Below are 24,374 nucleotides of genomic sequence, written 5' to 3'. Positions count from 1 at the left end.
AATGACACAACAAAGCGATAAAAAACCACAAAACTACTTTTACAAAGCATTTGTAAGGATTTGCCTGCCTATCAAAAATCTAATCATTTTTATAAACTCCATAAAAAACAATATTTTCAAAATCTTAAAAGAGGTTTATCATTTTTTGACTTACAAAGAAGAAATGTTTTATTATGCCTCATCGCTTAGTTTTTATACGATTTTTGCTCTTATCCCTATGCTTTTTATCACTTTTTCTGTCCTGCTTGCATTTTCGCATTTCCAAGACAAAATCAGCGATATTCAGCACCTTATCATTTCAAATATTTTGCCTGCAAATGCTGAAATTGTGATTAAGTTTATGAATACATTTTTAGAAAATGGCTCAAAAATGGGAATGGTAGGCGTGGTAAGCGTGTTTATCACTTCGCTACTTTTTTTTCGCAACTATGAATATATCACTTCTAAAATGTTTGATTCTAAGCCGCGCAAATTTTTTGATTCTCTTATAATGTATTGGACGATGATTACGCTTTTTCCTTTGGGTAGTGTGGTGATATTTTATTTTAGTGCAAGTGCGCAGGGGATATTTATGCAGGGGGGAAAATCGCTGATTTATAGTGATTTATTTTCGTGGCTTGCCACTTGCGTGCTGTTTTTGATTTTGTTTCGCATCTCGGCAAATAAGCCACTGCATAAACGCACGCTATTGTTTAGCTCTTTTGCCTCTGGCACCGTGTGGTTTGGGCTAAAAAATCTATTTGTATTTTATATCACTTACAACAAAACTTATACCACGCTTTATGGCTCTGTATCAATCATTCTTTTTCTTATGGTTTGGATTTATGTGTCGTGGCTTGTTATGCTATTTGGTATGCGCTCTTGTCAGGGGCTTTTAAGGTGGTTTAAAAACGATTCACGCCAAGCAAGCAATGAAATAAAAGAAAATGAAACCATATAAGATTTTGCTAGATTTGCAAGATTTAGCTCATTTTTAGCGAAGTTTGGGATAAAAAAGGCATAGATTTTGAAGTATATGATGAGCTTTTATACTCCGCCTAAAGAGTTTGCAAAACTAGGCAAAATCGTTATGTTTAGCCCAAACGATTTGACAGATTTTGGAGAATCTAGCGTATTTTTGTGCGATACAAAAAAATCAACCAAAAATGCACAATTTTTAAGCGGAATCTATTTTGAAAATCAACTAAACAATACGCCACAAAATCAAAAATCTACAAAACATAGCAAAAAAATCAAAAGCGCACATATTGATTTATCGCAATGTAAAGTTTGCCAAGAGGGACAAAAGGATAACAAAAAAGATGGCAAGGAATGGGATATTTTTACGCAAACAAAAGAATGGCTAGATTTGTATTTTGCAGGGGAGGTTTTGCCACCTTTGCCCCCGCTTGTGCTAAAAGGCTCTAGCTTTAGATTATCCGTGTGGCAAGAACTGCTTAAAATCCCTTATGCAAGCACGACTACTTATGGCAATCTAGCCACAAAAATCGCCACACTTAAAGGGCTATCAAAAATCTCTGCCCAAGCCATAGGCGGTGCAGTAGGGCAAAATCCTATCTCAATCCTTATCCCCTGTCATCGCGTAATAGGTGCAAATGGCGATTTGGTAGGCTATGCTAGCGGGTGTGAAAAAAAGAAAATCTTGCTAGATTTTGAAGCCAAAGACAAAAAATGCTAACAACGCATATTTGTTATATATTTCGCGCTTAAAATCTATTTGCAAAAATTGACTAAAATCCAAAATCTTAAATGCTTGCAAGCATAACAAACTACGCAAGCAACAAATAAAAATACATTAAAGGACGCACGATGAAAATAAACCAAACAAAATCCCTCGCAAATTCTCGTAGAGAATTTATCAAAACTTCTGCTAGCCTAGCATTAGGCTTAGCTCTGCCACCTCTAGCTTTTTGTAATATGGCTTACGCTAAAAAATCCGCGCAAAGCGATTTAAAAAACACCTTAAAATCTACTTTGCAAACCACCACGCTAAATAACGCAATCAAAATCCCGCTTGTTGGTTTTGGCACTTCTCGTATGGGAGGGAGCGAGTGTCAAAAAGCCGTAGAAAACGCGCTAGAAGTGGGCTACCGACTAATCGATACCGCACAAATGTATGGCAATGAGCTAGAAGTAGGCAATGCTATCAAAACCGCGCTAAAAGGTGGCAATATAAAGCGAAATGAGCTATTTATCACTACGAAATTATCAAGTGATATGAGCTATGATGAGACGATAAAATCTACGCTTGCTTCGCTAAAAAAACTCCAAATTGATTATGTGGATTTGCTACTTTTGCACAAAAACTATCCGCAATCACTCGCTATGTATAGGGCAATGGAAAAACTCCACAAAGATGGCAAAATCAAATCTCTTGGGATTTCAAATTTTGATGTGCAAAATTATGAAAATTTCATCAAAAAATGCGAGATAACCCCTGTGATAAACCAAATGGAGACACATATTTTTTATCAGCAAAAACCGCTAAGAGAAGCGATGAAGGGCTATGGGACAAAGCTAGAGGCGTGGAGTCCTTTTGCTAATGGTAAAAATGACTTTTTTGCAAATCCCACGCTTGCAGAAATCAGCAAAAAACATAGCAAGACGCCTGCTCAAATCGCACTTAGATTTTTGGTAGAGCAAGATATTATCGTCATACCAAAAACCTCCAAAATCGAGCGAATGAAAGAAAATATCGCTATTTTTGATTTTGCGCTAGATGATGCAGATAGAGAGGCACTAAACGCGCTAGATACTAATGAGCCGTTATTTAAGTGGTTTTAAGTGGCATAACAAAAGTGTAGATTTTGCGCTTAATGTTGCAAAGCAAACATTTTTAATGATTGAAAAAAATTTAGTCAAAAATGTGTATAAGTTTGCCAAAATCTAATTGAGCATCGCAAAAAACATAAAAAAATCTAAAAAAGAAAAAATATGCTAAAACTCTCTCGCACAAATGCGTGGATAATGCTTTTTGCCGCTATTGGCTTAGAAATCTGCGGGCTTAGCCTGCTAAAAGTCTTTGAGGCAAATCCTATCTTAGGCAAAGTCATTTTAATCGCACTAATGAATCTCTCGTATTTTTTAATGTCGCTTACACTGCGACAAATCGCTGTGGGCGTGGCTTATGCCACTTGGGAAATCATCGGTGGGATTGGCGTGCTACTTGTTAGCTTTGTGTTTTTTGACCCCGTTTTGACCACCGAGCAGTATTTTGGCATTGTCATAGGTTTTGTGGGGATTATTTGCATAATCTTAGGTGAAGAGCATAGTGAGGAATCACCGCAAGAATCACATAAAGATTCTAATCAAATGCAAGAATCTAGCCTAAAATCTAGCGTGGAGGCGAAATCTGTGGCGGATTTTGGTGTGGATTTAAATCCTGCTATGGAATCTAGAGCGGATTTTGGTGCAAAATCTAGCGCGGATTTTGCTGTGGATTCTAGAGTAGATTCTAAAGAGGGGCGCAAATGATAGCATTTTTGTTAGTTGTGTTCTCTGGCTTGTTAGATGTGTTTGCAAACCTCGCACTAGCAAAATCAAATGGCTTTAAGAATCTAAAATGGGGGATTTTGGCATTATTGCTTGTGGATAGCGTGTTTTTGTTTTTGGCGTTTGCGCTTGATTTGGGAATGGAGCTTCCTGTGGCTTATACTTTGTGGGGGGCGATAGGGATTTTAGGCACGGTGGTTGGGGGGTATTATTATTTTGGGCAAAAGCTAAAACCCATTGGCTTTGTAGGCATAGTCCTTGTGCTTATCGCAGTATATTTGCTTCATTTTGCGTAATGAAAATTCCAAAGAAATCTTAATGAAACTACTCTACAAACTCCTTAGCCTAAAACAAGGCGAGTTTAAGATTCTCTCCCTATCATTTGTTTTTATTTTTGCGATTTTTAGCTCTTATTCGTTGCTTCGCCCTATTCGTGATGCGCTGGGGCTTACAGGTGGTGTGTCGAATCTAAAATGGCTCTTTTTAGGGACATTTGGTGCGTGCATAGTTGCTTCATTTGCGCTTATGTGGCTATCTACGCGGATAAAACGGCGATTTTATATCGACTTTGTGTTAGTATTTTTTGGGCTCAATTTGCTTATTTTTTATGGTGCGATGAAGGGAATCGCCCCTAAATCAAGCGAATATGTGTGGCTTTGTCGGGTGTTTTATATTTGGGTGAGTGTGTTTAATCTCTTTGCATTTTCTAGCGCGTGGAGCTTGCTAAGTGATATTTTTAGCAAGGAAGCAAGTCAAAGGCTCTTTGGCATAATCGCGGCGGGAGCGAGTCTAGGCAGTATCGCTGGCTCTGCAAGTGTGAAGTTTTTAATCGACTACATTGGCGTTAATAACCTTATCTTTGTCTCAATGTTGCTTTTAGGGTTTGCGTTAATGCTAAAATATGCGATGATTGCCGAACTCAAACGCTTTGAGAGTGTCGAATCTTTAGCGCGATTTGACAAAACAATCGGCGCGAAAAATCCCTTTGTCGGATTCTCACTTATCATTAAATCGCGCTATTTGCTGGCACTTTGTGCCTTTGTCTTGCTACTTACAAGCGTATCGACTTTTCTTTATATGGAGCAAGGGCGAATCATAAGTGGGCTTTTTCCCACAAAAGAAGCGCGAATCGCCGCCTTTGCAAATATCGATTTAATCGTGCAGAGCCTCTCACTCTTTATCCAAATCTTTTTAACCGCCAAAATTGCGCAGTTTTTTAGGCTTACCACAATGTTAGGCGCACTTGGATTTATCGTGGGAGTAGGCTTTATTGTGCTAATATTCACGCACCCTGCGTTTTTGCCATTTATCATCGTAATGTGTGTGCGCAGAGTGGGCGAATACGCGCTAGTCAAACCCGCAAGGGAAATGCTCTTTGTCCCGCTAAGCAGCGATGAGAAGTATAAAGTCAAAAGTTTCATAGATACGGTGGTCTATCGCGGAGGAGACGCGCTCTCTGCGCAAGTGGAGGGGATTTTTGCAAGTTTTGGCATAATGGTGGTGCTCCTTGTAGGCGCGGTGATTAGCTTCGTGTGGGGGACTTTGGGAGTGTTTTTGGGTAAAAAATACCACACAAAAGATACCACAAAGACTAGATTTGATGTTGGCTAGCTAGTCTAAAATTTATCAAAGCATTGTTATTTATGTGGGGTAGTGGGATAAAATTTTGACTTTGGATTTTGCTAGCTAAAAAATCACACAAAATCCAAAAATCTCATAAAATCCCACCAAAACTACCAAAATCTAAAATCTCAAAATATCGATGGGTTGCAATATCTGCTCCTGCGTAGCGGGCGCAGATTCTTTAGAATCTTTAGATTTTCTTGTTTTTGCTTCTTGGTTTGTATCTTTTTCTTTTGGTTTAGATTCTTGTGCTGGTTTTAGGGTGTCTAGCTTGGCATTTATTGCTTCTTTGTAGTGGCTTTTGTCAATCAGCTCTTTATATGTTGTCTTATGCTCATCGCCTGTGCCTTTTCTTGGAGCGTTATTATTCCATACCACACCGCATTTTTTGCCGATGATTTTGCAGCCTGTTTTAAATTTCGCATTGCAGGTTTCCTCTATCGGCACGCACTTGGTATAAAAATCCTCCCCATCAACGATTTTTAAATCCTCCGTTTCAACACTCTCATAAATAGGCTCGATTTTTTCTTTTTTGATAAATGCTAAAATCTGCTCCTCTGTGTCTAATCTTGGCTTTTGGTAGGACTCTAGCATTTTTTGGTATTCTTTTTTGGTTTCCTCTTCTAGTTTTTGTTTGTAGTCTAGGACTTTATCATTCCATTCTTTTGAGATTTTCATCATTTGGGCTAGCTGTTTTTGGTATTTTTCCTCTTTTTGTTGGTAGGATTTTGCTTTTTTTTGTGTGTCATTATCGGGGGCATTTTTGGTTTTTCCTGCGTTGTAGCTTTGGACTTCTTGGTAGGCTTGCCATTCCTCATCGATGACTTTTTCTAGCGTGTTTTGAGCGACATTGCTCGGGTCAAACCCACTCAATGCCTGCTCTTTAAATTTTTCTAAATCTTTTTGTGCTTTATTTGGGGTGGGTGCTTTGATTTTTTGGACAGCTTTTTGATAGGCTTTGGCATAGAGATTTGTATTTTGTCCTACGGCGTTATATTCTTGCTCATCGATATACTTGCTAAGCGCGTATTTTTTCTTTATCAGCACGCCATTGTTTTGGGAATAATGCACGATTATGACATTTTCTTTTTCGACATTTTTTGTTTTTTCTTTTGTGATTTCTTTTTCTACACCATTTCTAAAAACCCCTCCAGCACAATTATATGCTTTTGATAATTTGTCTTTATTTATTGTGAAAGTATAAGCACCATTTGGGCAACCACCTTTTAGGGAATTATTTATCACTAGCCCTCTGCCATTATAATAGCTATCTATATCCGCTAGCATACTCGCTAGCGGGACAAAGTTAGAATTTAGATGAAAGATTTGCTCTTTTAGTCCAAATGCTATTAGCTCTAGGGATTTGTCATTAAACACTTTAGGTATGTAGCCTATGTCTGTCGTGGTGTATTTGACTTTATCCCCGCTATCAAACGCAAGCGTGATACCTCGCACCGAGCAAAGCATTATGTCCATTTTTTCAATATCAAATGATATATTTGCCTTGTGAAGCCTTTTGGCAAATGTCCCAAATTCTGCTTTTAGATTCTCATCTTTGATTTTGCTATGGAGGCATTGTGCCACTTCAGCGTAGCTATTTAGCTCACAGCCCATTTTGGTTGTTTTTAGTCGCTTGATTTTTAGCTCATCTCCGCTTGGCAAAGGTGCGTAGCCATTTTCTAGCAAATTGGCTACTTTTAGCTGCATAAGGTTATTTTTGATATTAGTCCTTATGTTATCTAGCAAATCTTTTTTGCCACAGATTCCAAGTCTGCTAGAATCTTTTGTGGCTTTTTTGTCGGTATCTTGTGCTTCTTGTAGGTTTTGTATATCTGTGTTTTGGGCATTTAGATATGTGGTAAATGCTATTGCTACTACACAGGCTAGTTTAAGCATTTGTCGTTGAAAGCGATTTTTGTGTTGCGAGTTTTTTGGCTGATTTGTCAAAAAATCTTTTGGCATTATTGTTATTGCCTTTGTTTGTTGTGTTGTTTGCATTATGTGTTTCATTATGTTTCCTTGCGTAAGATGTTGATTATATATAAGCATTTTCACTCATTTTTTGCATTTTCGCATTTTTTATGCGAACTTTTTAGATTAAAAAAACTATATTGTATCTTATATTTTTGTGATTAAAAGCAAAATTTTCTCTATTTAGAAACATTATTTTTGTTTATTATTTATATGATTTTAGGTGAAATAGAGGATTTATTTCTAAAAAAACACATTTTGATTTGTATGAAATCTGTCTGTTTTTATGGCGTTTGTATAATTTTTGTGGATTTTGTGAATCCTGCTTCATCGTATTTGATTTTATTTATTTGGTGTATTTGAGTTTGGCAAATACACTTCTTTGGTGCTACGCAGGATTTGCCCTGTGCGTAGATTTTTTGCCTCGACATAAAGATATGCTTTTGTCGATGTATCTGCCCCTATATTTTGTGTTTGCAAGGCAAATCCCCCCACATATCCATTACCAAAATCAAATCGCCCTTGATGAAAATGTGGCTTATTAGCACAAATAAGCGCAATATCCTCCAAACTGCGCAGATACAGGCTAGATTGAAACCTTAAATGAGAGTTTGTAATCCTATCTAGGCTAACTCCACTACTAGTGCGAATGCTTGCTAAAAATAACCCAACGATGACTAAAAACATTGTCGCATAAATAAGCCCAAAAGCCTTTTTGCTAGATGGTTTTTTGGAGCGGATATATGCTTTCATAGGCGATTTTTTAGGGCGATATTTAGTTTGCAAGATTTTGTGTGATATTTGTAGGGGGCAAAATGGGATTTGAAGTTTTTTGGTTTGAAGTTGGATTTTGATTTGTGCTATTTATGTTATTTGCTGGTTTGGATAAAAATCCCGCTCTATTTATGCAGGATTGTTTGTTGGCATTTTCAAAAACACATAGCAAAATACTAAAACTATCATTATTTGTCGTAGTGATAAAAAACCTGCTTACCCCGCGCAATATAGGGCTATCATCAAGCAAAAGATTGTTAGAATCTAGCCTAATAGTATGATTAGGAAGTCTTAGTGTGTCGTGGCTAAAATCTATGCTAGGCTCTATTTCGACTAGATTTCGGACTATATCAATGGCATTATTTGCTTCTAAATTTTTTAATTGTTTGGTGGATTTGCTAAGGCTATGTCGCTGAAAATAAAGCGTGGATTGGCTAAGGACTATGACAATGAGTGATAAAATCCCTATCGCTAGCACAAAATCAAGCAAAATAAATGCGTTTTTGAAGCTAGGTGTTTTGGGTTTGTTATGCGTGGATTTTATGCGTTGCTTGGGGTTTTTGTCGTGTGGGTAGGGCTGGCTAGATTTTGTAGTTTGGTGGGGTTTTAGATTTTGCAAATATGGAATCTGTGGTTTTTGTAAATGGTGTGAGTGTAGCATTGTGTGTTTTTATCGTTTTTTATTTTTTGTAAAGGGAGATAGTTTGCAGTTTGCAAAGATTTATGCTTATTTTTTGTTTTGCTTATTGCTCGCAGTTTTGAGGTTTAAATAGCTTAAATCCCTGCTTTGCGCTTTCAAACATTGTCCCCTCGCAAAACTCTCCATTTGTGCCGATGATTTTATGGGATTTGGGGGAGATTTTGGATTCTAGCTCGGATAAGATTTTTTCTTGTTGTATTTGCTCTACTTGTTCTACATTTTTAGTTAGCTCTTGGCTTTGCGTCCTTGCATAATAAAATCTACCCAAAATCCCAAACGCCATTCCCAAAATCAGCACCACAAATACCACTTCAAGCAATGCAAACGCATTGTGTGAGTAACTTGCCTTGCATTGTTTGTGGGGATTTATCAATAGGTGTTTTTGCTTAGGCATAGTTGGTTTTTGTAGTTTTTGTATCATTTTTATATATGCCTTAAATTAAAATTTGATAACAGCGATTAGCACACCAGCAGTGGCTACCTGAATACCAACTACCCATTTTATGATATTTATTTTTACCTCTGCGATTTCGTGCTTTAATTCTGCTTTGACGCCCGATACTTCTTGCTTGACTTCTGCTATTTCTTGCTTAAATTCTGCTCTCAAATCCGTAATATCTTGCTTAAATTCTGCCCTCAAATCTGCAATATCTTGCTTTAATTCTGCCTTGATTTCCGCCATTTCTTGTCGCATTTGGGCTTGATTGGCTTTAAACTCCGCTTGGAGTAAATCTTTGCTTACGATTTCGTGTTTTATCTCATCAATCACTTGTTGTTTTAGTCGCCTAGAATTTAGGCTAAAACTAGCTTCAAACGCTTTTTGAGCAATGTTTGCTTTTTCTTCTCCAAATGCTTGGATAAAAAATGTATTGACTTCATCTTTTGTTAGTTCTTCTACCATTTATGTCCTTTATTTGATTAAGTCGCAAGTTATCAAATGTTTTGCAATGTCGCAAAAAGTGGTTTATTATATCCAAAATCTTGTGCCTTGTTTGTCATTTTTGATTTATGAAAATATTTTAGCGACTTATTTAATTGGATTTTGTTTTGTCGTTTCACTCATATTTGGCAGGGCAAAAAATTCCTTTTCAAGCACTACGACTTTGCGAGGATCATCGTTATTTTGTGCCTTGTTGTGTTGCTTTGCGCGCTTGTCGCTTATCTGCAAAGATACTATCCATCTCCCCTCTAGCTCTAGCATAAAAAACGGGCTAGCATAGATAAAATCTACTTCTTTTGATTCTTTTGTGTTTTTTGAGGTTTTTGATTGCGTATCTTGCGTGTGTTGTTTTACTAGCTCGCCAATGGCGATTTGCGCGCCTTTTTTGCTAGGTTTAGCAGAGGTATAAGAGTTGTCTTTAGGATTGTAAATAAAAATCTCTTGTTCATAAAGATTGCCAATTTTTTGGATAAATGCCTCTATGTGCAAATCCTGTGGAATTTCTTTTTTGCTAATCACGCGCAAAAATAGCGTGTTTAACGACTTTGTATGCAGGGTGGTTTTGGTGTCATTAGTGGGTTTGTCTCTATGGGGTGGGCGCATATATGGCGAGTATGGACGTAGGGATTTATCATTTGTAGGTGTGGTATTTGCCTGTATAAAAAAATCAAAATTATCCTCTAATGCCTTAGTGGATTCTAGCAAGTCATTTATAGCAAAATCCATATCATCGTGCTTGATAAAAAATGGCACATCATCAACAACGGGATTTTGCACGGAAATACGGATAGACACGCTAATAAGCACTACACCTAGCAAAATCACTAGCAAGATTCCATAGGGCCAGAGATTTTTTGGCTGTGTGGGTTTTTTAGATTTTTGCGTGTTTGCCTGCTGTGCCGTTTTATTAGAATTGTCATTTGCAGAATCTAGCGATTTTGGCATATTTGTCCTTTTATACTTGTCTTTTTTTTGGATTTTGGCGTTTATGGATTTTGCTTTTATAGTTTAGGTAGTTTTTGTTTTTCTAGGAAAGTAGGCAAAAGCAAAAAGTCCCAAAAGAATAAAAAGCATCACATACAAAATAAACTTCACATAATTTCTAACCCCCTCCTCATCGCGTGGGAAGTTATTTTCTAGCTTGAATTGATACGCATCTGCAATTCTATCAGCAATTTCTGCATAGCCGTTTAATATCACGCCAGAAATGCGGTTTGGCGTGAAATCCTCCTCTTTGTGTGGCAAAAGTGGTGCCATATAATCAAAAAAGATAGAATCTAGCGTTTTTGGGCTAAGAAATTCTTTTGTGTTTTTTTGTGATTCTTGGGGGGTATTTATGTTTTTAGCGTGCGTTGAGGCATCGCTAGAGTTTGAGATATAGTGCAAATTGGGGCTTGATAAAATCTCTATTTTGTGTTCTTGGACAAAAAGAAAAATAATCACATAAGGGGCGTTTAGCTTAGATATGACTTGGGCTTGGTATTCTCTGCGGGATTGTTTGGTTGGGAAGCAAGAGGGGATAGCGATTTCATCGATGACATCTACAAAGAGTTTGATTCCGCTTTTGCTAAATACTTCGCTTGCGAGTGTGGATATAAAATCTTTAGATTTTGGGACAATGATATTTTTTGAATTTCCAAATATGTATGTAGAATTTGGAGTAATGCTATGAAGCAAAAATGAATCTAAATTATGGGTATTTTGGGTAGTATTTTTGGAGGATTTTGTTTTTTTAAATCCATCATTTAGCTTTTCATTTGAGTCGTTATTTGAGCTATTATTTAAGTTATTATTCAAGCAAGGAGAGGTTTTTAAATGCTCCTGTGAAGCAAGCGCGGTATTTATAAAAATTGCAAAACTAGCTAACAAATATAAAACAAAAATCCTTTTTAAGTTTTGTGTTAGATTTTGGCAAAAAAAATGATAGCCTTTAGGCAAGATGCCGTGTTTTAAGACTTCAAGCAACACATTTGCAAAATCAGCATTTTGATGATTTATCGTGCTGATTTTGCCTAAAATCACTTTGCCAAATCTGCGCAAAAGTCGCTCCCCTTACACGAGGTGCAAAAATCCATCAGGGATAAACACAATCGCAATAGAAGCAAGAGCCAAGACAACTATCATAAGTCCGAGTAATTTTTCTAGCGTTGTTAGCATTTTATCTCCTTATTTTGCATCTTCAAAGTGGTCTTTGTTGTCCGCGCTTTGCGCTTCGATATTTCCACTATCTTTGATGATATAGTAGTTTGTAGCGTTTTCGCTCTGAATCGTAGCTGCTGCCACACCAAAGCAAATCGCTAGCACCACTACAAGCACCACAGCCACAAGAAACCCAAAAAGTCCATTTATACCAAATAAACCATTCATATTGCCTCCTTAGTCTCGCACTTTGAGTGAGTTGATATATGCAGCAAGTGCTTGGATTTGAATGTCATTAAAGTTTGCATAGCTAAATGATGGCATTTTGCCAATAAAGCCTTTTTTGCCATCTCTTAAGATATGTTTGACAAACTCATAATTGCCATATTCTGTCAAGTCCGCAGCAAAGCCCTCGATTTCTGAGCCATTGCCCTTGCCATCTTCGCCGTGGCAAGTTACGCAAATCATTTCATATACAGCTTTACCTGCTTCGACATCTTCTTGAGAATATTTGGTAGCTTGAGCAGGAGAAAAAGTCTGCATCACATAGGCAGCGACTTGTCGCTTTTCGTTTTCATCTTCTAGCAAGCCAGGAGTCATCTCTCCACCTGCATAATTTAGCCCTTTACTTCCCTCTGTGATGACTTTTATGATCCCCTCTTCTTTGCCCCAAGAGCGCAAATCTTGTGCTTTGCCATCCATTCCTTCAGCGTTGATTCCGTGGCATTGAGAGCATTGCACCAAAAAAAGTCCTTCACCCATAGCCACTTTTTCGCTTTGACTAAGCCCCTGCCATTTTTGTTCAAATATTGCATTATTGCTTTGGACTTCTTCATTGTATTGCCCGATTTGAGAAAAAGTGCCTAATGGATAGCCTACAAAAATATACCAAAGTCCCCACACAATAAGCCCCATAAAGATAAGCACCCAGCCCACAGGAATGTCGTTTTTAAATTCGCCGATACCATCCCAATAATGCTCTGTTAGCTCTCCTTCTGCTTTTGCGTCTTTCATTTTTTTGAAATAAAAGCCCACCACATAAATCGTAATCAACAAGATTACCACTGCACCCAAAAGGGTGATTTTAATGACGCTGTCATTTGACCAATTCATTGCCTACTCCTTTTTTGATGTTGTGCGAGGTTCGACTAGCTCATCATTTAGACTATCATTGATAGCCAAATCGCCGTATTTTTCATAGTCGCGGATACCATTTTTTTGTCTGCGCCACATAGAAATCGCATACGAATACAAAAATATAATCAAAAGTATGGTAACGACAAAATACGCACCAACTCTTATGTATTCGATATGTTGAGCTGTCATACCTCTTTCCTTTTTATTTTGTTCGTCTGCTTTGCCCTAGACTATTTAGATAGGCGATTAGTGCTACGATTTCTTTGACTTCGCCTTTTTCTAAATAGTCTTTAATGTCTTGACTTTTCATATCTTCGACAAGTGCTTCTGCTTCTTTTAGATAGATTTCTTTTGCTTCTTCGATATTTTTGCCGATAGATACGCCACCTTGAGTGTTATAAGGCACATCAAAGACTTTCATTTGAGTGATTGCTTCTGCATACGCTGTCTCAAAATCTACATTTTTATCATAGAGATGTTTATATGCAGGCATAATAGAAGCTGGGACGACACTTTTTGGGTCAAACATATGATTTTCGTGCCAATCTGTGGAGCGAGAATCCCCTATCCTATGCAAGTCTGGTCCTGTCCGCTTAGAGCCCCACAAAAATGGTCTATCATAAGCATATTCACCGCTAATACTTGCCATACCATATCTATCAGTTTCAGACTGAAAAGGACGGATAAGCTGGGAGTGGCAATTATAGCAACCCTCTTTCATATACACTTGCCTACCCGCAGTCTCTAGCAAACTATATGGCTTTAGCCCATCAATAGGGCGAGATGACTTAGAAAAATCTGGCAAAATCTCTACAAGCCCTGCGATAGAAAACACTACCAAAAACGCCACTGTGAAAAAGAAAGGATTTTTTTCTAACCAACTAAACATTGTTACCTCCTTTTAAGCAGCCATAGGTGAGGCAGATTTTGGCTCACTCTCTAGTTCTTTTGCTGCAGTCATTGTCATTATGGCATTGTAAATAAACATTATAAAGCCTACCAAATACAATGTCCCGCCAATCGCACGGATAAGATAATATGGGAATAGCACGCTAACAGTGTCGATAAATTGATATGCTAGATTTCCGTATTGGTCCATATCTCTCCACATCATACCTTGTGTGATACCCGCAATCCACATACTAGAGAAGTAAAATACAATCCCAATAGTCATAATCCAAAATTGTATATCCATAATCTTTCTAGAGTAGATTTCGCGCTTAAACATTCTAGGCAACATATGATAACACGCCGCAATGAGCGTAAATCCTACCCAGCCTAGCACGCCATCGTGGACATGCCCTACAATCCAATCGGTAAAGTGTGCTAGCGCATTGACAGATTTGATAGATTGAATCGGTCCTTCTAGAGTGGAGAGCATATAAAATGTCGAAGCCAAAATCAAAAACTTAATAAGCGGGGATTCTTTTAGTTGATGCCATTGCCCGCGCATTGTGAGAAGCATATTTACCGCAGTCCCCCAAGAGGGCAAAATCAAAATCACGGAAAATACTGAACCAAGAGTTTGCACCCAATCAGGCACGGTAGAGTAGATGACATGGTGTCCGCCAGCCCAAATGTAAATAAACATCAAGCTCCAAAACGAAAATAGCGTGAGTTTGTAAGAAAATACGCTTTGCCCAGATTCTTTTGGCAAAAAGTAATAAATCACGCCGATAACCCCAGAAGTAAAGACAAATGCCACAGCATTGTGTCCCCACCACCATTGGATAAGGGCGTCATTACTACCAGCATATAGTGAGATAGAATGCAAGACACTCCCTGTGTTAGCGACAAGATAAGTAGGAATCGCAAGGTTGTTAAAAATAAATAGCACGGCAATCGCAGTAAAAGTCGCCATAAAATACCATAGCGAAATGTAAATCACATTTTCGCGTCTAACGCCCATAGAGCCAAACATACTCGCACCCCATAGCACCCATACGACTACGACTACCAAGTCCAAAATCCAAGGAAGTTCAGCGTATTCTTTTGATTGTGTAAAGCCTGCAAAAAGCAAAATCACTGCTGCAAGCATAAGCACGATATAAATCCAAAAATGCGCTAAGCCTATGAATTTTAGAAGTGGGTGTTGGTGGTAGGTGATTTTTAGCACTCTTTGCCCCAAATAATACCACGCAGCCCAAATCCCGCTAAGAGTGAAACCATAAATGATTCCGTTTGTGTGAAGTGGTCGAAGTCGTCCAAAGATTCCATACTCGCCAGCGATATAGTTTAAATCAGGGAACGCCAGCTGAAACGCCAAAACAACGCCGATAAGCATACCGATAAACCCGAATGCAAGCGTTGAGAACAAAAACAATTTTGCGATAGAATAATCATATTCTAAAGTTGCTGCATTGTCTTGCATTTACTCTCCTTTTCTCCTAAGAAATATAAATCAAGGCTATTCTAACCTTTTTTTGGTTTTTGTATCCTTAAATTTTTTGATTTTTTTCAAAATAGGCTATATTTTGCAAATAGATTTAGCTAGATTTTTTACAAAGTATCCAAACAATCAATATCAACTTCAAGTCTTTTGTCGATAACAAGGGCTTTTTGAGAATGAGTGTTTTTGTTTTGTGAATCTTGGTTAGATTTTTGTGTAGATTTTACCCATTTTTGTGGTTTGTCATTATGGATTTTTGCTTGATTTTGCAGGGCATTTAGTGCTTCTAATATATCACTGATTTTGTCGCCATTTAGCAGTATATGAAACCTCCATTTGCCAGCTATGCGCTCGATAGCATTGCTACCATAGCCGATGATATGAATCTTTTTTTGTGTTTTTAGTATGGGCAACATTTCTTGCATTTGCTCTTTTGCTTTTTCTTGTCGTTTATGAGCGCAATGAATCATCACAAGTTTTTTAAACGGCGGGTAGTTTTTGCTCCGTCTTTTTTCCTCCCATTCCAAAAATTCCTCATAATCCCCCAAAAATCCTTTTATCCATTGTGTTTGCAAACTTTGGATAAATACCTTGCCGCTGCTTTTTCGCCCCGCTCTCCCAGCGATTTGATGAAGTAGTGAAATCCCCCGCTCAAAGCTTCTAAAATCCCCTCCATTTAGCACATAGTCAATCCCTAACACCACCGCTAGCTCGACATTATGATAATCGTGTCCTTTTGAAAGCATTTGCGTGCCGACAAGTATGTCGATTTCGCCGTTTTTAAACGATTTTAGTGTTGTGTTTAGCTTACTACTTGTAGTGATATGGTCTTTGTCAAAAATCCCTATTTTTACATTATTAAATATTTCGCCTGCTTTTTTGGATTCTACAAAGGCATTTTGCAATTCATCTGCGATTTGTTGTGTGCCTACTCGCTTGGTGGCTAGGTGCTGACTACTGCATTTAGGGCAAGATTTTGGGATTATTTGTGCATAGCCACAATAATGGCAAACAAGGCAGTTTTTTTTGATATGCAAGCTCATATTTACACTGCAAAATGGACAGGCAAATCCATATCCGCATTCTTGGCATAATAATGCCTTAAAATTTGCCCTTGTAGGCACAAAAATGATTGCTTGTTTTTTGGATTTTATGGTGGATTTTATGTGGGAAAAAAGATTGCTTGTTAGGCTTGTGGGGGAATTTTCAAACATATATTGTTTTGTTGCATTTTCAAAAAACACCCCTTTTAAGCGGTAGAGATAGCCACCTTTTTTTGCTAGATAGTAGGTTGTTAGGCTTGGGGTAGCTGAACCTAGAGCTACTTGTATGCCACATTTTTTGACGAGATACATCGCGCAATCGCGGGCATTATATCGCGGATTTTGAAATGATTTATACGCATCATCGTGCTCTTCATCAATGATTATAAGCCCTAGATTTTGCAGTGGCAAAAAAAGCGCAGAGCGCGCTCCTGCGATGATTTTTAGCTCGCTAGATTCTAATTTAGCTAAAATCTCTTTTTTGGATTTTTGGCTTACTTTTGAATGCCAGATTCCAACCAAATTTCCAAATGCGTTTTTAAGCCTGCTTTCTATCTGTGGCGTTAGCGAGATTTCAGGCATTAAAAAAAGTGCGCTCTTTCCTTGATTTAGCATAGAGGCGATGAGGTGGAAATAGATTTCACTTTTGCCACTGCCCGTATCGCCAAAAAGCAGGCTTATAGGCTTATCACTTACAAAATCTAACGCGCTTTTTTGGGCATCGCTAAGAGGATTTAGGTTGAAAAAATATGGATTTTTTGATACTTTTGGCATAAAAACTTCAGTATGGCAAGCGGTGTTGTCATTGTTAGATTCTAGGATATTTTTTGCGCCGTCATTGCTAGAATTTGCAACCTGAACAAAAGTTGCAAATTCGTGGTAATCATTCGCCAACTCCGTCATTGCGAGTCCAACTTGTTGGGCGTGGCAATCTATTTTCGCGTCATTTTTGTCGGATTTTGCGCATTGTGCGTTATTTGTCATATTGAGCGTTAGCGAAATATCTCTATTTTTAAGCTGTGATTGAGATACGCTTGCTTGCGCTACCTCAATATGATAAATTTTTGTTTGTGGATTGCCACGACTTGCGCTTGGCAAGTTTAGCAATGACGATTTGGTGTTAGAATCTAGGCTAGATTCTAAAGAGGATTCTACCCTCCCCCTAGCCCCCTCCGCAATGGAGGGAGAATTATTGTTTTCTCTAAAATCTTTTCCACCATTTTTCGCCACAATTCTAGTATTTGAGGTGGTGCTTGTGGAGTTTTCGCTAGATTTTGGGGGTGAGCTAGACTTGAGTGTCTGCGAACCCTCAAAATCTAGCGAATCTATGCAATGATTGCCCAAAGACGAATTGCTAAAATTGCCATCGCTAAAATAATGCGGTTGCATTAGATTATACGCCTCCCCAATCCCCCCATAATAATAATACGCCACAAATTCTGCCAACTCCACTTGCCTACTATCAAAATACCCCTTTTGCCCCACCACTTCTTTGCATTCAAAGCTAGGTTTTGCCACCACGGCTAGCACCACGCCTAGCATTTTTTTTTCTCTCAAGTCAATCTCTACAAGAGCCCCTTTTTCATAATTAGATTTTGCCTTGTAAGTAAAAGGTGGGGATTTCACACCAAATGGCGAGATAAGATAATAAGTCATTGCCCTTGCCAAAACATTAGGATTTAAAAAACTTTGTGATAGCACCAAAGCGCGATTTTACGCCAGAATCTAGGCTAGAAGTTAAACCTTGCTTGGTAGTATCGAGTTTTTTTTTCTTAGGGCGTGATACGGGGTGCAATGTCGCGCTATCAGACAAAAAATCAAAATTAGACGGAGTTTTTGTATGTGTTTTTGATTGCGTATTGTTTTGCTCATTTGGCGTTGTTTGGTTTTGATTTGTATCCAAAATCTGCGTATAAAAATCCCCCAAATCAAATTGCGCTTGGTTTAATCTAGCAAAATCTACCCCCTCTTGTGCTGTTTTTTGCGTGGGTTTTTCATCGTTTTGTGTCTTGCTAGATTTTGCCTCACTAGATATGGATTTGCTAGATTCTGTGTCGCTAGATTTTGTTTCATCGCTTGTTTGTTGTGTCTTGTTATGCGTAGTATCTGCGTTATTATCATTGTTTGGTTGCTTATTTTCATCTATATCATCTGTATATTCATTTTCTTTTTGTGCCATTATCCTATCTAGCTCCTCCTCGCTTATGAGTTCATCTATCTCGCGCCTATGATGTAGGTTTATCCCACCTAGTGCCCCAAACTCTCCAAACCCGCCAAATTCTCCAAACGCGTCATAATCCTCGCTACTATGGCTTGAAAAATCGCTAAGATTATCATTTTGAGAATCTACCAAATTATCTTGCTTTGTGATTTTATCTAGTGTAAATGTGCTTTGGATAGAAGTCTGTGCTAGCGTGTGGCTAAGCCTTTGATGGATAGATTCTATCTTGGATTCTAGCTCGCATTTAGATTGCACAGAGTTTAGATACGCTCGTATCAAATCTAGCAAATCTAAGTTTTTTGATTGTAGCAATTCTTTGATTTCTGTTATGGCATTTGGCTCAAAGCCTTTTAGAGAAATGCTAAATTTACGCCCAGAAATGTTGATTTCTAGCTGTTCATCGACACCTTTTGGCAGTCCATTATCCGCGCTAGATTCTAGCTGTTTATCGATAGGCTTATGCCTTTTCTCCCACTCGTTAGTCGGGCTAGATTTTGGCATTACAAAAGCCTTTTTGCAATGATTTGTAATGATGTGTTATGCAAGTTTTGCATTCAATCTTTGCATTGCAAAATCTCATATCAATCCTTTTTAGCGCGACACGAGCGCGACTTAGATGTTACATTTGCTGTAATACAATTTTTGATTTAGATTTTAGATTATGTTAGTATTATTTTGGCGTAGTTTGATTTTGTGTATTTTCATTTGGCACGCTAGGGATTTTATCATTGATTTTATTATACAGCGATTCTAGTGCCTTATCTCGTTGGGCTATTTCCTCATATAGCCCAGATATTTGCAAATCTTTTTGTTGCGAGAGTGATTCTAGGCTTTTGATTTTAGATTTTAGCGCGTTTATCTCGCTTATTTGTTCCTCATAGCTTTGCAAGATAGAATCTATTTTTGCCTCCAGATTCTGTATCAAAGACATTGTTTTTCCTTAAAATAATTTTAAAAGCATTAAGAGTTTGAATATAATTGTATCGCAAAAATTTGCAAATCTCATAAGATTAGGATTATAAAATGTCGCAATTTCACCTCATATCGCCCTACTCCCCATCAGGCGACCAGCCACAAGCGATACGCAAAATTACGCAAAGTTTCGCGCAAGGCAATCGATATGCCACGCTACTAGGCGTTACAGGCAGTGGCAAGACATTCACTATGGCAAATATCATCGCCACACTCAATATGCCAACACTCATAATGACGCATAATTTCACGCAATACAAACCCCAAAAAAATACACAAAAAAATGATATAATCCGCAAAATATTTTACATAAGGCAAGATTATGCTACATTCACAAACACCATTAGATTTATTTGATTCTAAGCATATTTTCACACCCAAAAATGCGGCGCGTTGGGCAAGCGAGTATCTTGGTAAAAATGTAACGAGCAATAATATTATCTATCTTATCAATTATGGAAAAATCGCCAATCATGCCCAAAATCCAAAGGAAAATTTGATTGATAAAAATGAGCTAAAATCTTATTATGATACGCTATTAAAATCTAAAAATGAACTCTCTCACCCACTTTCTTTTTCACGCTACAAAGAAGCAGAGACGACAAAGCATATCCATAGATTGCACCCATACAAAGGCAAATTTATCCCTCAACTTGTGGAGTATTTTTTGGATTCGCACACTGACTTGCTAAAAAACGAAGTGTTTTTTCAGCAAGGCGATATTGTGCTAGACCCATTTTGTGGTAGCGGGACGACATTAGCTGTAGCAAACGAACTAGGGATAAATGCGCTAGGCATTGAAATTTCTAGCTTTAATACAATGCTTAGCAACGCAAAAATCAAAAATTACGATTTGGCGTTATTAAAAAAAGAGATAGATAGGCTTACGCAAATATTAGAATCTTTTAATGCCAAAAGCCACATTTTAGCATTTGAATCCGCACTAAATGAGGCTTTAAGCGCGTTTAATCAAATCCATTTCCCAAGCAAAGAATTTAAACGCAAAGTCGCATTAAAACAAATCGATGAAAAAACCTATGGAGCGCAAAAAGAGCGCGAATTTTTGGCAATTTTTCAAAAATATATCGCAGATTTTAGCATTGATTTACGCACAGATTCACAGGGCAATTTTTTGCAAAAATGGTATTTGCCACATATTAGAGATGAGATTTTGCTTATTAGAGATGAGATTGCAAAATCCCCACGCGAATTGCAAGATATGTTACGCATTATTTTAAGCCGTGTGGCACGCTCTTGTCGTGCGACTACGCATAGTGATTTAGCCACGCTAAATACGCCCGTTACACAAAGCTATTATTGTGCCAAACACGGCAGAATCTGTAAGCCACTTTTTAGTATATGTAAATGGTGGAAATCTTATGCAAACGATACATTAAAGCGTTTGATAGAATTTAATGGGCTAAAAACGCAAACACATCAACTTTGCATAAATGCAGATTCTACAAATTGCGATATTTTAGGCGAAGTAAAGAATCTAGATTCAAAGTTTGCAGATTTGATTGCACAGCAAAAAATCGCAGGGATTTTTAGCTCGCCGCCTTATGTTGGGCTTATTGATTATCACGAGCAACACGCTTATGCCTACGATATTTTTGGATTTTCACGCAAAGATGAGTGTGAAATCGGCTCACTAAAAGAAGGGCAAAGCAAAATCGCACAAGAAAAATACGCACAAAAAATCGCTTTAGTTTTGCACAATGCTAAGCCGTTTTTGGCTAAAAACTACAAAGTTTTTTTAGTGGCAAATGATAAATTTAATCTCTATCCAAAAATCGCAGAATTAGCAAATATGAAAATAATAAAGCGATATGAACGCCCAGTGCTAAATCGTAGCGAAAAAGACAAGAACAAATATAGTGAGAGTATATTTTTATTGCAGGAAATTTGAAAAATAATGCAAAATCTTAAAAATCAAATCAAAGCACGATTACAAAACGCGTTAAAACAAAAGTTTAGCACATATCAGCCAGAGAGTGCTTATATGCCATTTCACACGCGACTTTTAGGTAAGGATAGAATGGCATTATATAGTTTTATTCAAAGCCTAAATACCAACTTTGGCACGAGTATTTTTGAGCCTGTGGCAGAGGAATTAGCAAAATCAACATTTGATATTGCAAGACGCCAAACAATCGCAGGAAGCACTATCACAAAAGATGCACAAAGAGTAATCCAAGATATTATGGATAGCCTAGCAAGTGGCAAATCAAAACCAAATAAGCAAGATGAAATGGCACGAATTTTATCAGCAGTAAATAGCGGAGAGAATGCGAGTGTAAAGCCCACAAAAATAGATTTATTTTTACAAAAAGACAATGAAGTTTATCTAATAGACATAAAGACAGCAAAGCCAAATAAGGGCGGATTCAAAGAATTTAAACGAACACTTTTAGAATGGGTAGCAATATACGCAAAAGAACATTTAAATGAAAATCTAAAATTTTATAGCCTTATTGCTATTCCTTATAATCCTTATGAGCCAAAACCATATCAACGCTGGACAATGGCTGGAATGCTAGATTTGGAAAATGAGCTAAAAGTTGCAAGAGAATTTTGGGATTTTTTAGGTGGAAATGGAAGCTATGAGTTGCTTTTGCAATGTTTTGAGGAAGTGGGGTGTGAAATGCGCAATGAAATTGATGAGTATTTCAAAAGATTTAATGCAAACTAGGAATAATAAATGCCAAAACAAATTTTTGACCTACAATCCACCTACTCCCCATCAGGCGACCAGCCACAAGCTATTAGCAAAATCACACAAAGTTTCTCACAAGGGGCGCGATATGCCACGCTACTAGGCGTTACAGGCAGTGGCAAGACATTCACTATGGCAAATATCATCGCCACACTCAATATGCCAACACTCATAATGACGCATAACAAAACCCTTGCAGCCCAGCTTTACAGCGAGTTTAAGGGCTTTTTCCCGCGCAATAAAGTGGAGTATTTCATAAGCCATTTTGATTATTACCAGCCCGAAGCCTACATTCCGCGCAGAGACTTATTTATCGAAAAAGATTCGAGCATAAATGACGATTTGGAGCGATTGCGACTAAGTGCGACTACTTCGTTGCTCGCTTATGATGATGTGATTGTCGTGGCGAGTGTGAGCGCGAACTACGGGCTAGGCAACCCCGCTGAATACCTCACAATGATAGAAAAAATCGAGGTAGGCGAGTCGCGCAACCAAAAAGAGTTTCTCATCAAACTTGTCGATATGGGCTACACGCGCAATGACACGGCGTTTGAGCGCGGGGAGTTTCGCGTGAGCGGGGAGGTGGTGGATATTTTCCCAGCGTATAATGAGAGCGAGTTTATCCGCATAGAGTTTTTTGGCGATGAGGTGGAGCAAATCGCGGTGTATGAGGCGATAGAGCGACAAAAGTTAAAAGTGCTAGATTCCTTTGTGCTGTATGCGGCAAATCAATTTATAGTCGGGGCAAATCGGCTAAGCGAGGCGATACATAATATCGAAGTGGAGCTCGATTCTCGGCTTTCAGAATTTAAAGCGCAGGGCAAAGAAGTGGAATACCAGCGACTAAAAGGACGCACGGAGTTTGACTTAGAAATGATACGCGAATCAGGCATTTGCAAAGGCATCGAAAACTACGCAAGACACCTCACGGGGAAAAGGGCAGGGGAGACGCCTTATTGCCTACTAGATTATTTCGAGCAAAAAAATAAGCCCTATTTAGTCATAGTCGATGAGTCCCACGCGAGCCTGCCGCAATTTGGCGGAATGTATGCGGGGGATAGAAGTCGCAAAGAAGTGCTTGTGGAGTATGGATTTCGCCTGCCTAGCGCGCTAGATAATCGCCCGCTAATGTTTGAGGAATTTATCCACAAAGCCCCGCATTTTCTCTTTGTCTCTGCGACCCCTGCACAGCTTGAGATTGAGCTTAGCGGGGCAAATATCGCCGAGCAGATTATCCGCCCCACAGGACTGCTTGACCCGCTTTATGAAGTGCGCGATAGTGGCAATCAAGTGCTTGATTTGCTCGATGAAATCAAAATCCGTGTGGATAAAAAACAGCGCGTTTTGATTACCACGCTTACCAAAAAAATGGCAGAAGAGCTGACAAAATATTACAGCGAGTTAGGCATAAAAACGCGCTATATGCACAGCGACATAGACGCTATCGAGCGCAACCACTTGATACGAAGCCTTCGGCTTGGCGAATTTGATGTGCTTGTGGGGATAAATCTTTTGCGCGAGGGGCTTGATTTGCCCGAAGTTAGCTTAATTGCGATATTAGACGCGGATAAAGAGGGGTTTTTACGCAGTGAGACAAGCCTTATCCAAACGATGGGGCGGGCAGCGCGAAATGTGGAGGGCAAGGTGATTTTGTATTCAAGCAAGGATAAAAATGGCAAGCTAACTATCACAGGCTCGATGAAGCGGGCGTTTGAAATCACAGACTATCGCAGGGGTAAGCAAGAAGCCTACAACAAAGCGCATAATATCACGCCAAAGGGCGTCTCACGCAATGTCGAGCAGGAGCTAAAGATTGAGTCAAGCGGACTATCCCAACTCTATGAATCAGGGCGCAAAAAGGGCGTAAAAATCCCCAAAAGCGAGCGAGAATCTATCATAAAAGAGCTAAAAAAACAAATGCTACAAGCCGCTAAAAATTTAGAATTTGAAGAAGCCGCACGACTACGCGATGAGATTGCGAGGATTAAGGCGATGTGAGAGATTGCGTAGATATTTTGCTTAAACTATGACAAAGCATAGATTGCCACGAATCTACGCTTTGTGCAGATTCTCGCAATTACGATTGGGGGAGGGGTGTGGATTATCGCAATTACGGATTGTTTTTTGCTCGGATTGCTTTGATTTGGTAATGCAAAATCTCGCAATGGCGAAATTTCACCCACCCCCTGTGCCACCCTAGCGCAAGGGAGGGGGAACAAGAGAATGCCGAACCTGCAAGGGAGGGGAAATCAAAGGT

At 38.5% G+C, this 24,374-nt stretch carries 24 protein-coding genes and 1 pseudogene; 10 read left to right on the top strand and 15 right to left on the bottom strand.

From position 1 onward, the window contains the following. Position 1: 1 nt before the first annotated feature. The 6 genes from ACWIX0_RS03330 (at position 2) to ACWIX0_RS03305 (ending at position 5,103) form a co-directional block, all read left to right on the top strand. A complete protein-coding gene (locus ACWIX0_RS03330; protein ID WP_454171932.1) occupies positions 2-940 on the top strand; it encodes a YihY family inner membrane protein in 939 nt (312 codons plus the stop codon). 75 nt (positions 941-1,015) lie between these two features. Beyond that, the gene (locus ACWIX0_RS03325; protein ID WP_454172001.1) at positions 1,016-1,678 is read left to right on the top strand and encodes a methylated-DNA--[protein]-cysteine S-methyltransferase; all 663 of its coding nucleotides are present in this window, start codon (positions 1,016-1,018) and stop codon (positions 1,676-1,678) included. Between the two features lie 131 nt (positions 1,679-1,809). Next, positions 1,810-2,784, top strand: coding sequence for an aldo/keto reductase (locus tag ACWIX0_RS03320; RefSeq protein ID WP_454171930.1), 975 nt, complete (start codon positions 1,810-1,812; stop codon positions 2,782-2,784). 150 nt (positions 2,785-2,934) lie between these two features. Next, positions 2,935-3,474 (top strand): DMT family transporter, encoded by a 540-nt coding sequence (locus ACWIX0_RS03315; RefSeq protein ID WP_454171928.1) that lies wholly within the window; start codon positions 2,935-2,937, stop codon positions 3,472-3,474. After that, complete coding sequence (locus ACWIX0_RS03310; RefSeq protein ID WP_454171926.1) at positions 3,471-3,788, top strand: SMR family transporter; 318 nt, start codon at positions 3,471-3,473, stop codon at positions 3,786-3,788. The genes ACWIX0_RS03315 and ACWIX0_RS03310 overlap by 4 nt, the downstream gene beginning before the upstream one ends. Positions 3,789-3,810: 22 nt before the next feature. Beyond that, positions 3,811-5,103, top strand: coding sequence for an NTP/NDP exchange transporter (locus ACWIX0_RS03305; RefSeq protein WP_454171925.1), 1,293 nt, complete (start codon positions 3,811-3,813; stop codon positions 5,101-5,103). 132 nt (positions 5,104-5,235) lie between these two features. Here ACWIX0_RS03305 and ACWIX0_RS03300 read toward each other — a convergent pair whose 3' ends face one another. From ACWIX0_RS03300 to ACWIX0_RS03230, 15 genes are all read right to left on the bottom strand, one after another. After that, entirely contained in the window at positions 5,236-7,125 is a 1,890-nt protein-coding gene (locus tag ACWIX0_RS03300; protein ID WP_454171923.1) for a hypothetical protein, read from the bottom strand. Between the two features lie 303 nt (positions 7,126-7,428). Continuing rightward, the gene (locus ACWIX0_RS03295; RefSeq protein ID WP_454171921.1) at positions 7,429-7,839 is read right to left on the bottom strand and encodes a hypothetical protein; all 411 of its coding nucleotides are present in this window, start codon (positions 7,837-7,839) and stop codon (positions 7,429-7,431) included. Positions 7,840-7,861: 22 nt separating this feature from the next. Then, a complete protein-coding gene (locus ACWIX0_RS03290) occupies positions 7,862-8,521 on the bottom strand; it encodes a hypothetical protein (protein ID WP_454171919.1) in 660 nt (219 codons plus the stop codon). Between the two features lie 82 nt (positions 8,522-8,603). After that, positions 8,604-8,981, bottom strand: coding sequence for a type II secretion system protein (locus ACWIX0_RS03285; protein ID WP_454171918.1), 378 nt, complete (start codon positions 8,979-8,981; stop codon positions 8,604-8,606). Between the two features lie 18 nt (positions 8,982-8,999). After that, positions 9,000-9,461 carry a coiled-coil domain-containing protein gene (locus tag ACWIX0_RS03280; RefSeq protein ID WP_454171916.1) on the bottom strand — a complete coding sequence of 154 codons (462 nt, stop codon included), beginning with the start codon at positions 9,459-9,461 and terminating at the stop codon, positions 9,000-9,002. Between the two features lie 126 nt (positions 9,462-9,587). Next, positions 9,588-10,445, bottom strand: a complete 858-nt coding sequence (locus tag ACWIX0_RS03275) for a hypothetical protein (protein WP_454171915.1) — start codon at positions 10,443-10,445, stop codon at positions 9,588-9,590. Positions 10,446-10,508: 63 nt separating this feature from the next. Next, positions 10,509-11,540 (bottom strand): hypothetical protein, encoded by a 1,032-nt coding sequence (locus ACWIX0_RS03270; RefSeq protein WP_454171913.1) that lies wholly within the window; start codon positions 11,538-11,540, stop codon positions 10,509-10,511. Between the two features lie 126 nt (positions 11,541-11,666). Then, entirely contained in the window at positions 11,667-11,867 is a 201-nt protein-coding gene (locus ACWIX0_RS03265) for a DUF4006 family protein (protein ID WP_454171911.1), read from the bottom strand. 9 nt (positions 11,868-11,876) lie between these two features. Further along, the gene (gene ccoP / locus ACWIX0_RS03260; RefSeq protein ID WP_454171909.1) at positions 11,877-12,752 is read right to left on the bottom strand and encodes a cytochrome-c oxidase, cbb3-type subunit III; all 876 of its coding nucleotides are present in this window, start codon (positions 12,750-12,752) and stop codon (positions 11,877-11,879) included. 3 nt (positions 12,753-12,755) lie between these two features. Continuing rightward, a complete protein-coding gene (locus ACWIX0_RS03255) occupies positions 12,756-12,965 on the bottom strand; it encodes a cytochrome c oxidase, cbb3-type, CcoQ subunit (RefSeq protein WP_454171908.1) in 210 nt (69 codons plus the stop codon). 13 nt (positions 12,966-12,978) lie between these two features. Next, positions 12,979-13,665: a cytochrome-c oxidase, cbb3-type subunit II gene (gene ccoO, locus ACWIX0_RS03250; RefSeq protein WP_454171906.1), complete on the bottom strand. Its 687-nt coding sequence runs from the start codon at positions 13,663-13,665 to the stop codon at positions 12,979-12,981. A 12-nt stretch (positions 13,666-13,677) separates the two neighbouring features. After that, positions 13,678-15,147 carry a cytochrome-c oxidase, cbb3-type subunit I gene (gene ccoN, locus ACWIX0_RS03245; protein ID WP_454171904.1) on the bottom strand — a complete coding sequence of 490 codons (1,470 nt, stop codon included), beginning with the start codon at positions 15,145-15,147 and terminating at the stop codon, positions 13,678-13,680. Positions 15,148-15,275: 128 nt separating this feature from the next. After that, positions 15,276-17,864 (bottom strand): replication restart helicase PriA, encoded by a 2,589-nt coding sequence (gene priA, locus ACWIX0_RS03240; RefSeq protein WP_454171903.1) that lies wholly within the window; start codon positions 17,862-17,864, stop codon positions 15,276-15,278. Positions 17,865-17,880: 16 nt separating this feature from the next. Then, positions 17,881-18,930 carry a hypothetical protein gene (locus ACWIX0_RS03235; RefSeq protein WP_454171901.1) on the bottom strand — a complete coding sequence of 350 codons (1,050 nt, stop codon included), beginning with the start codon at positions 18,928-18,930 and terminating at the stop codon, positions 17,881-17,883. Positions 18,931-19,099: 169 nt separating this feature from the next. Next, on the bottom strand, positions 19,100-19,360 hold the full coding sequence (locus ACWIX0_RS03230) for a hypothetical protein (protein ID WP_454171899.1): 261 nt from the start codon (positions 19,358-19,360) through the stop codon (positions 19,100-19,102). Between the two features lie 92 nt (positions 19,361-19,452). Between ACWIX0_RS03230 and ACWIX0_RS03225 the strand changes: the two are divergent. From ACWIX0_RS03225 to uvrB, 4 genes and pseudogenes are all read left to right on the top strand, one after another. Next, a pseudogene (locus ACWIX0_RS03225) lies at positions 19,453-19,653 on the top strand (DEAD/DEAH box helicase family protein); the annotation flags it as partial. A gap of 70 nt (positions 19,654-19,723) precedes the next feature. After that, complete coding sequence (locus tag ACWIX0_RS03220; protein ID WP_454171897.1) at positions 19,724-21,310, top strand: DNA methyltransferase; 1,587 nt, start codon at positions 19,724-19,726, stop codon at positions 21,308-21,310. 6 nt (positions 21,311-21,316) lie between these two features. After that, positions 21,317-22,093 (top strand): TdeIII family type II restriction endonuclease, encoded by a 777-nt coding sequence (locus ACWIX0_RS03215; RefSeq protein WP_454171895.1) that lies wholly within the window; start codon positions 21,317-21,319, stop codon positions 22,091-22,093. 9 nt (positions 22,094-22,102) lie between these two features. After that, a complete protein-coding gene (uvrB, locus tag ACWIX0_RS03210; protein ID WP_454171894.1) occupies positions 22,103-24,115 on the top strand; it encodes an excinuclease ABC subunit UvrB in 2,013 nt (670 codons plus the stop codon). Positions 24,116-24,374 lie beyond the last annotated feature (259 nt).

Source organism: Helicobacter sp. T3_23-1059 (genome assembly GCF_053654515.1).
This window is presented reverse-complemented; position numbering and strand designations above follow the sequence as displayed.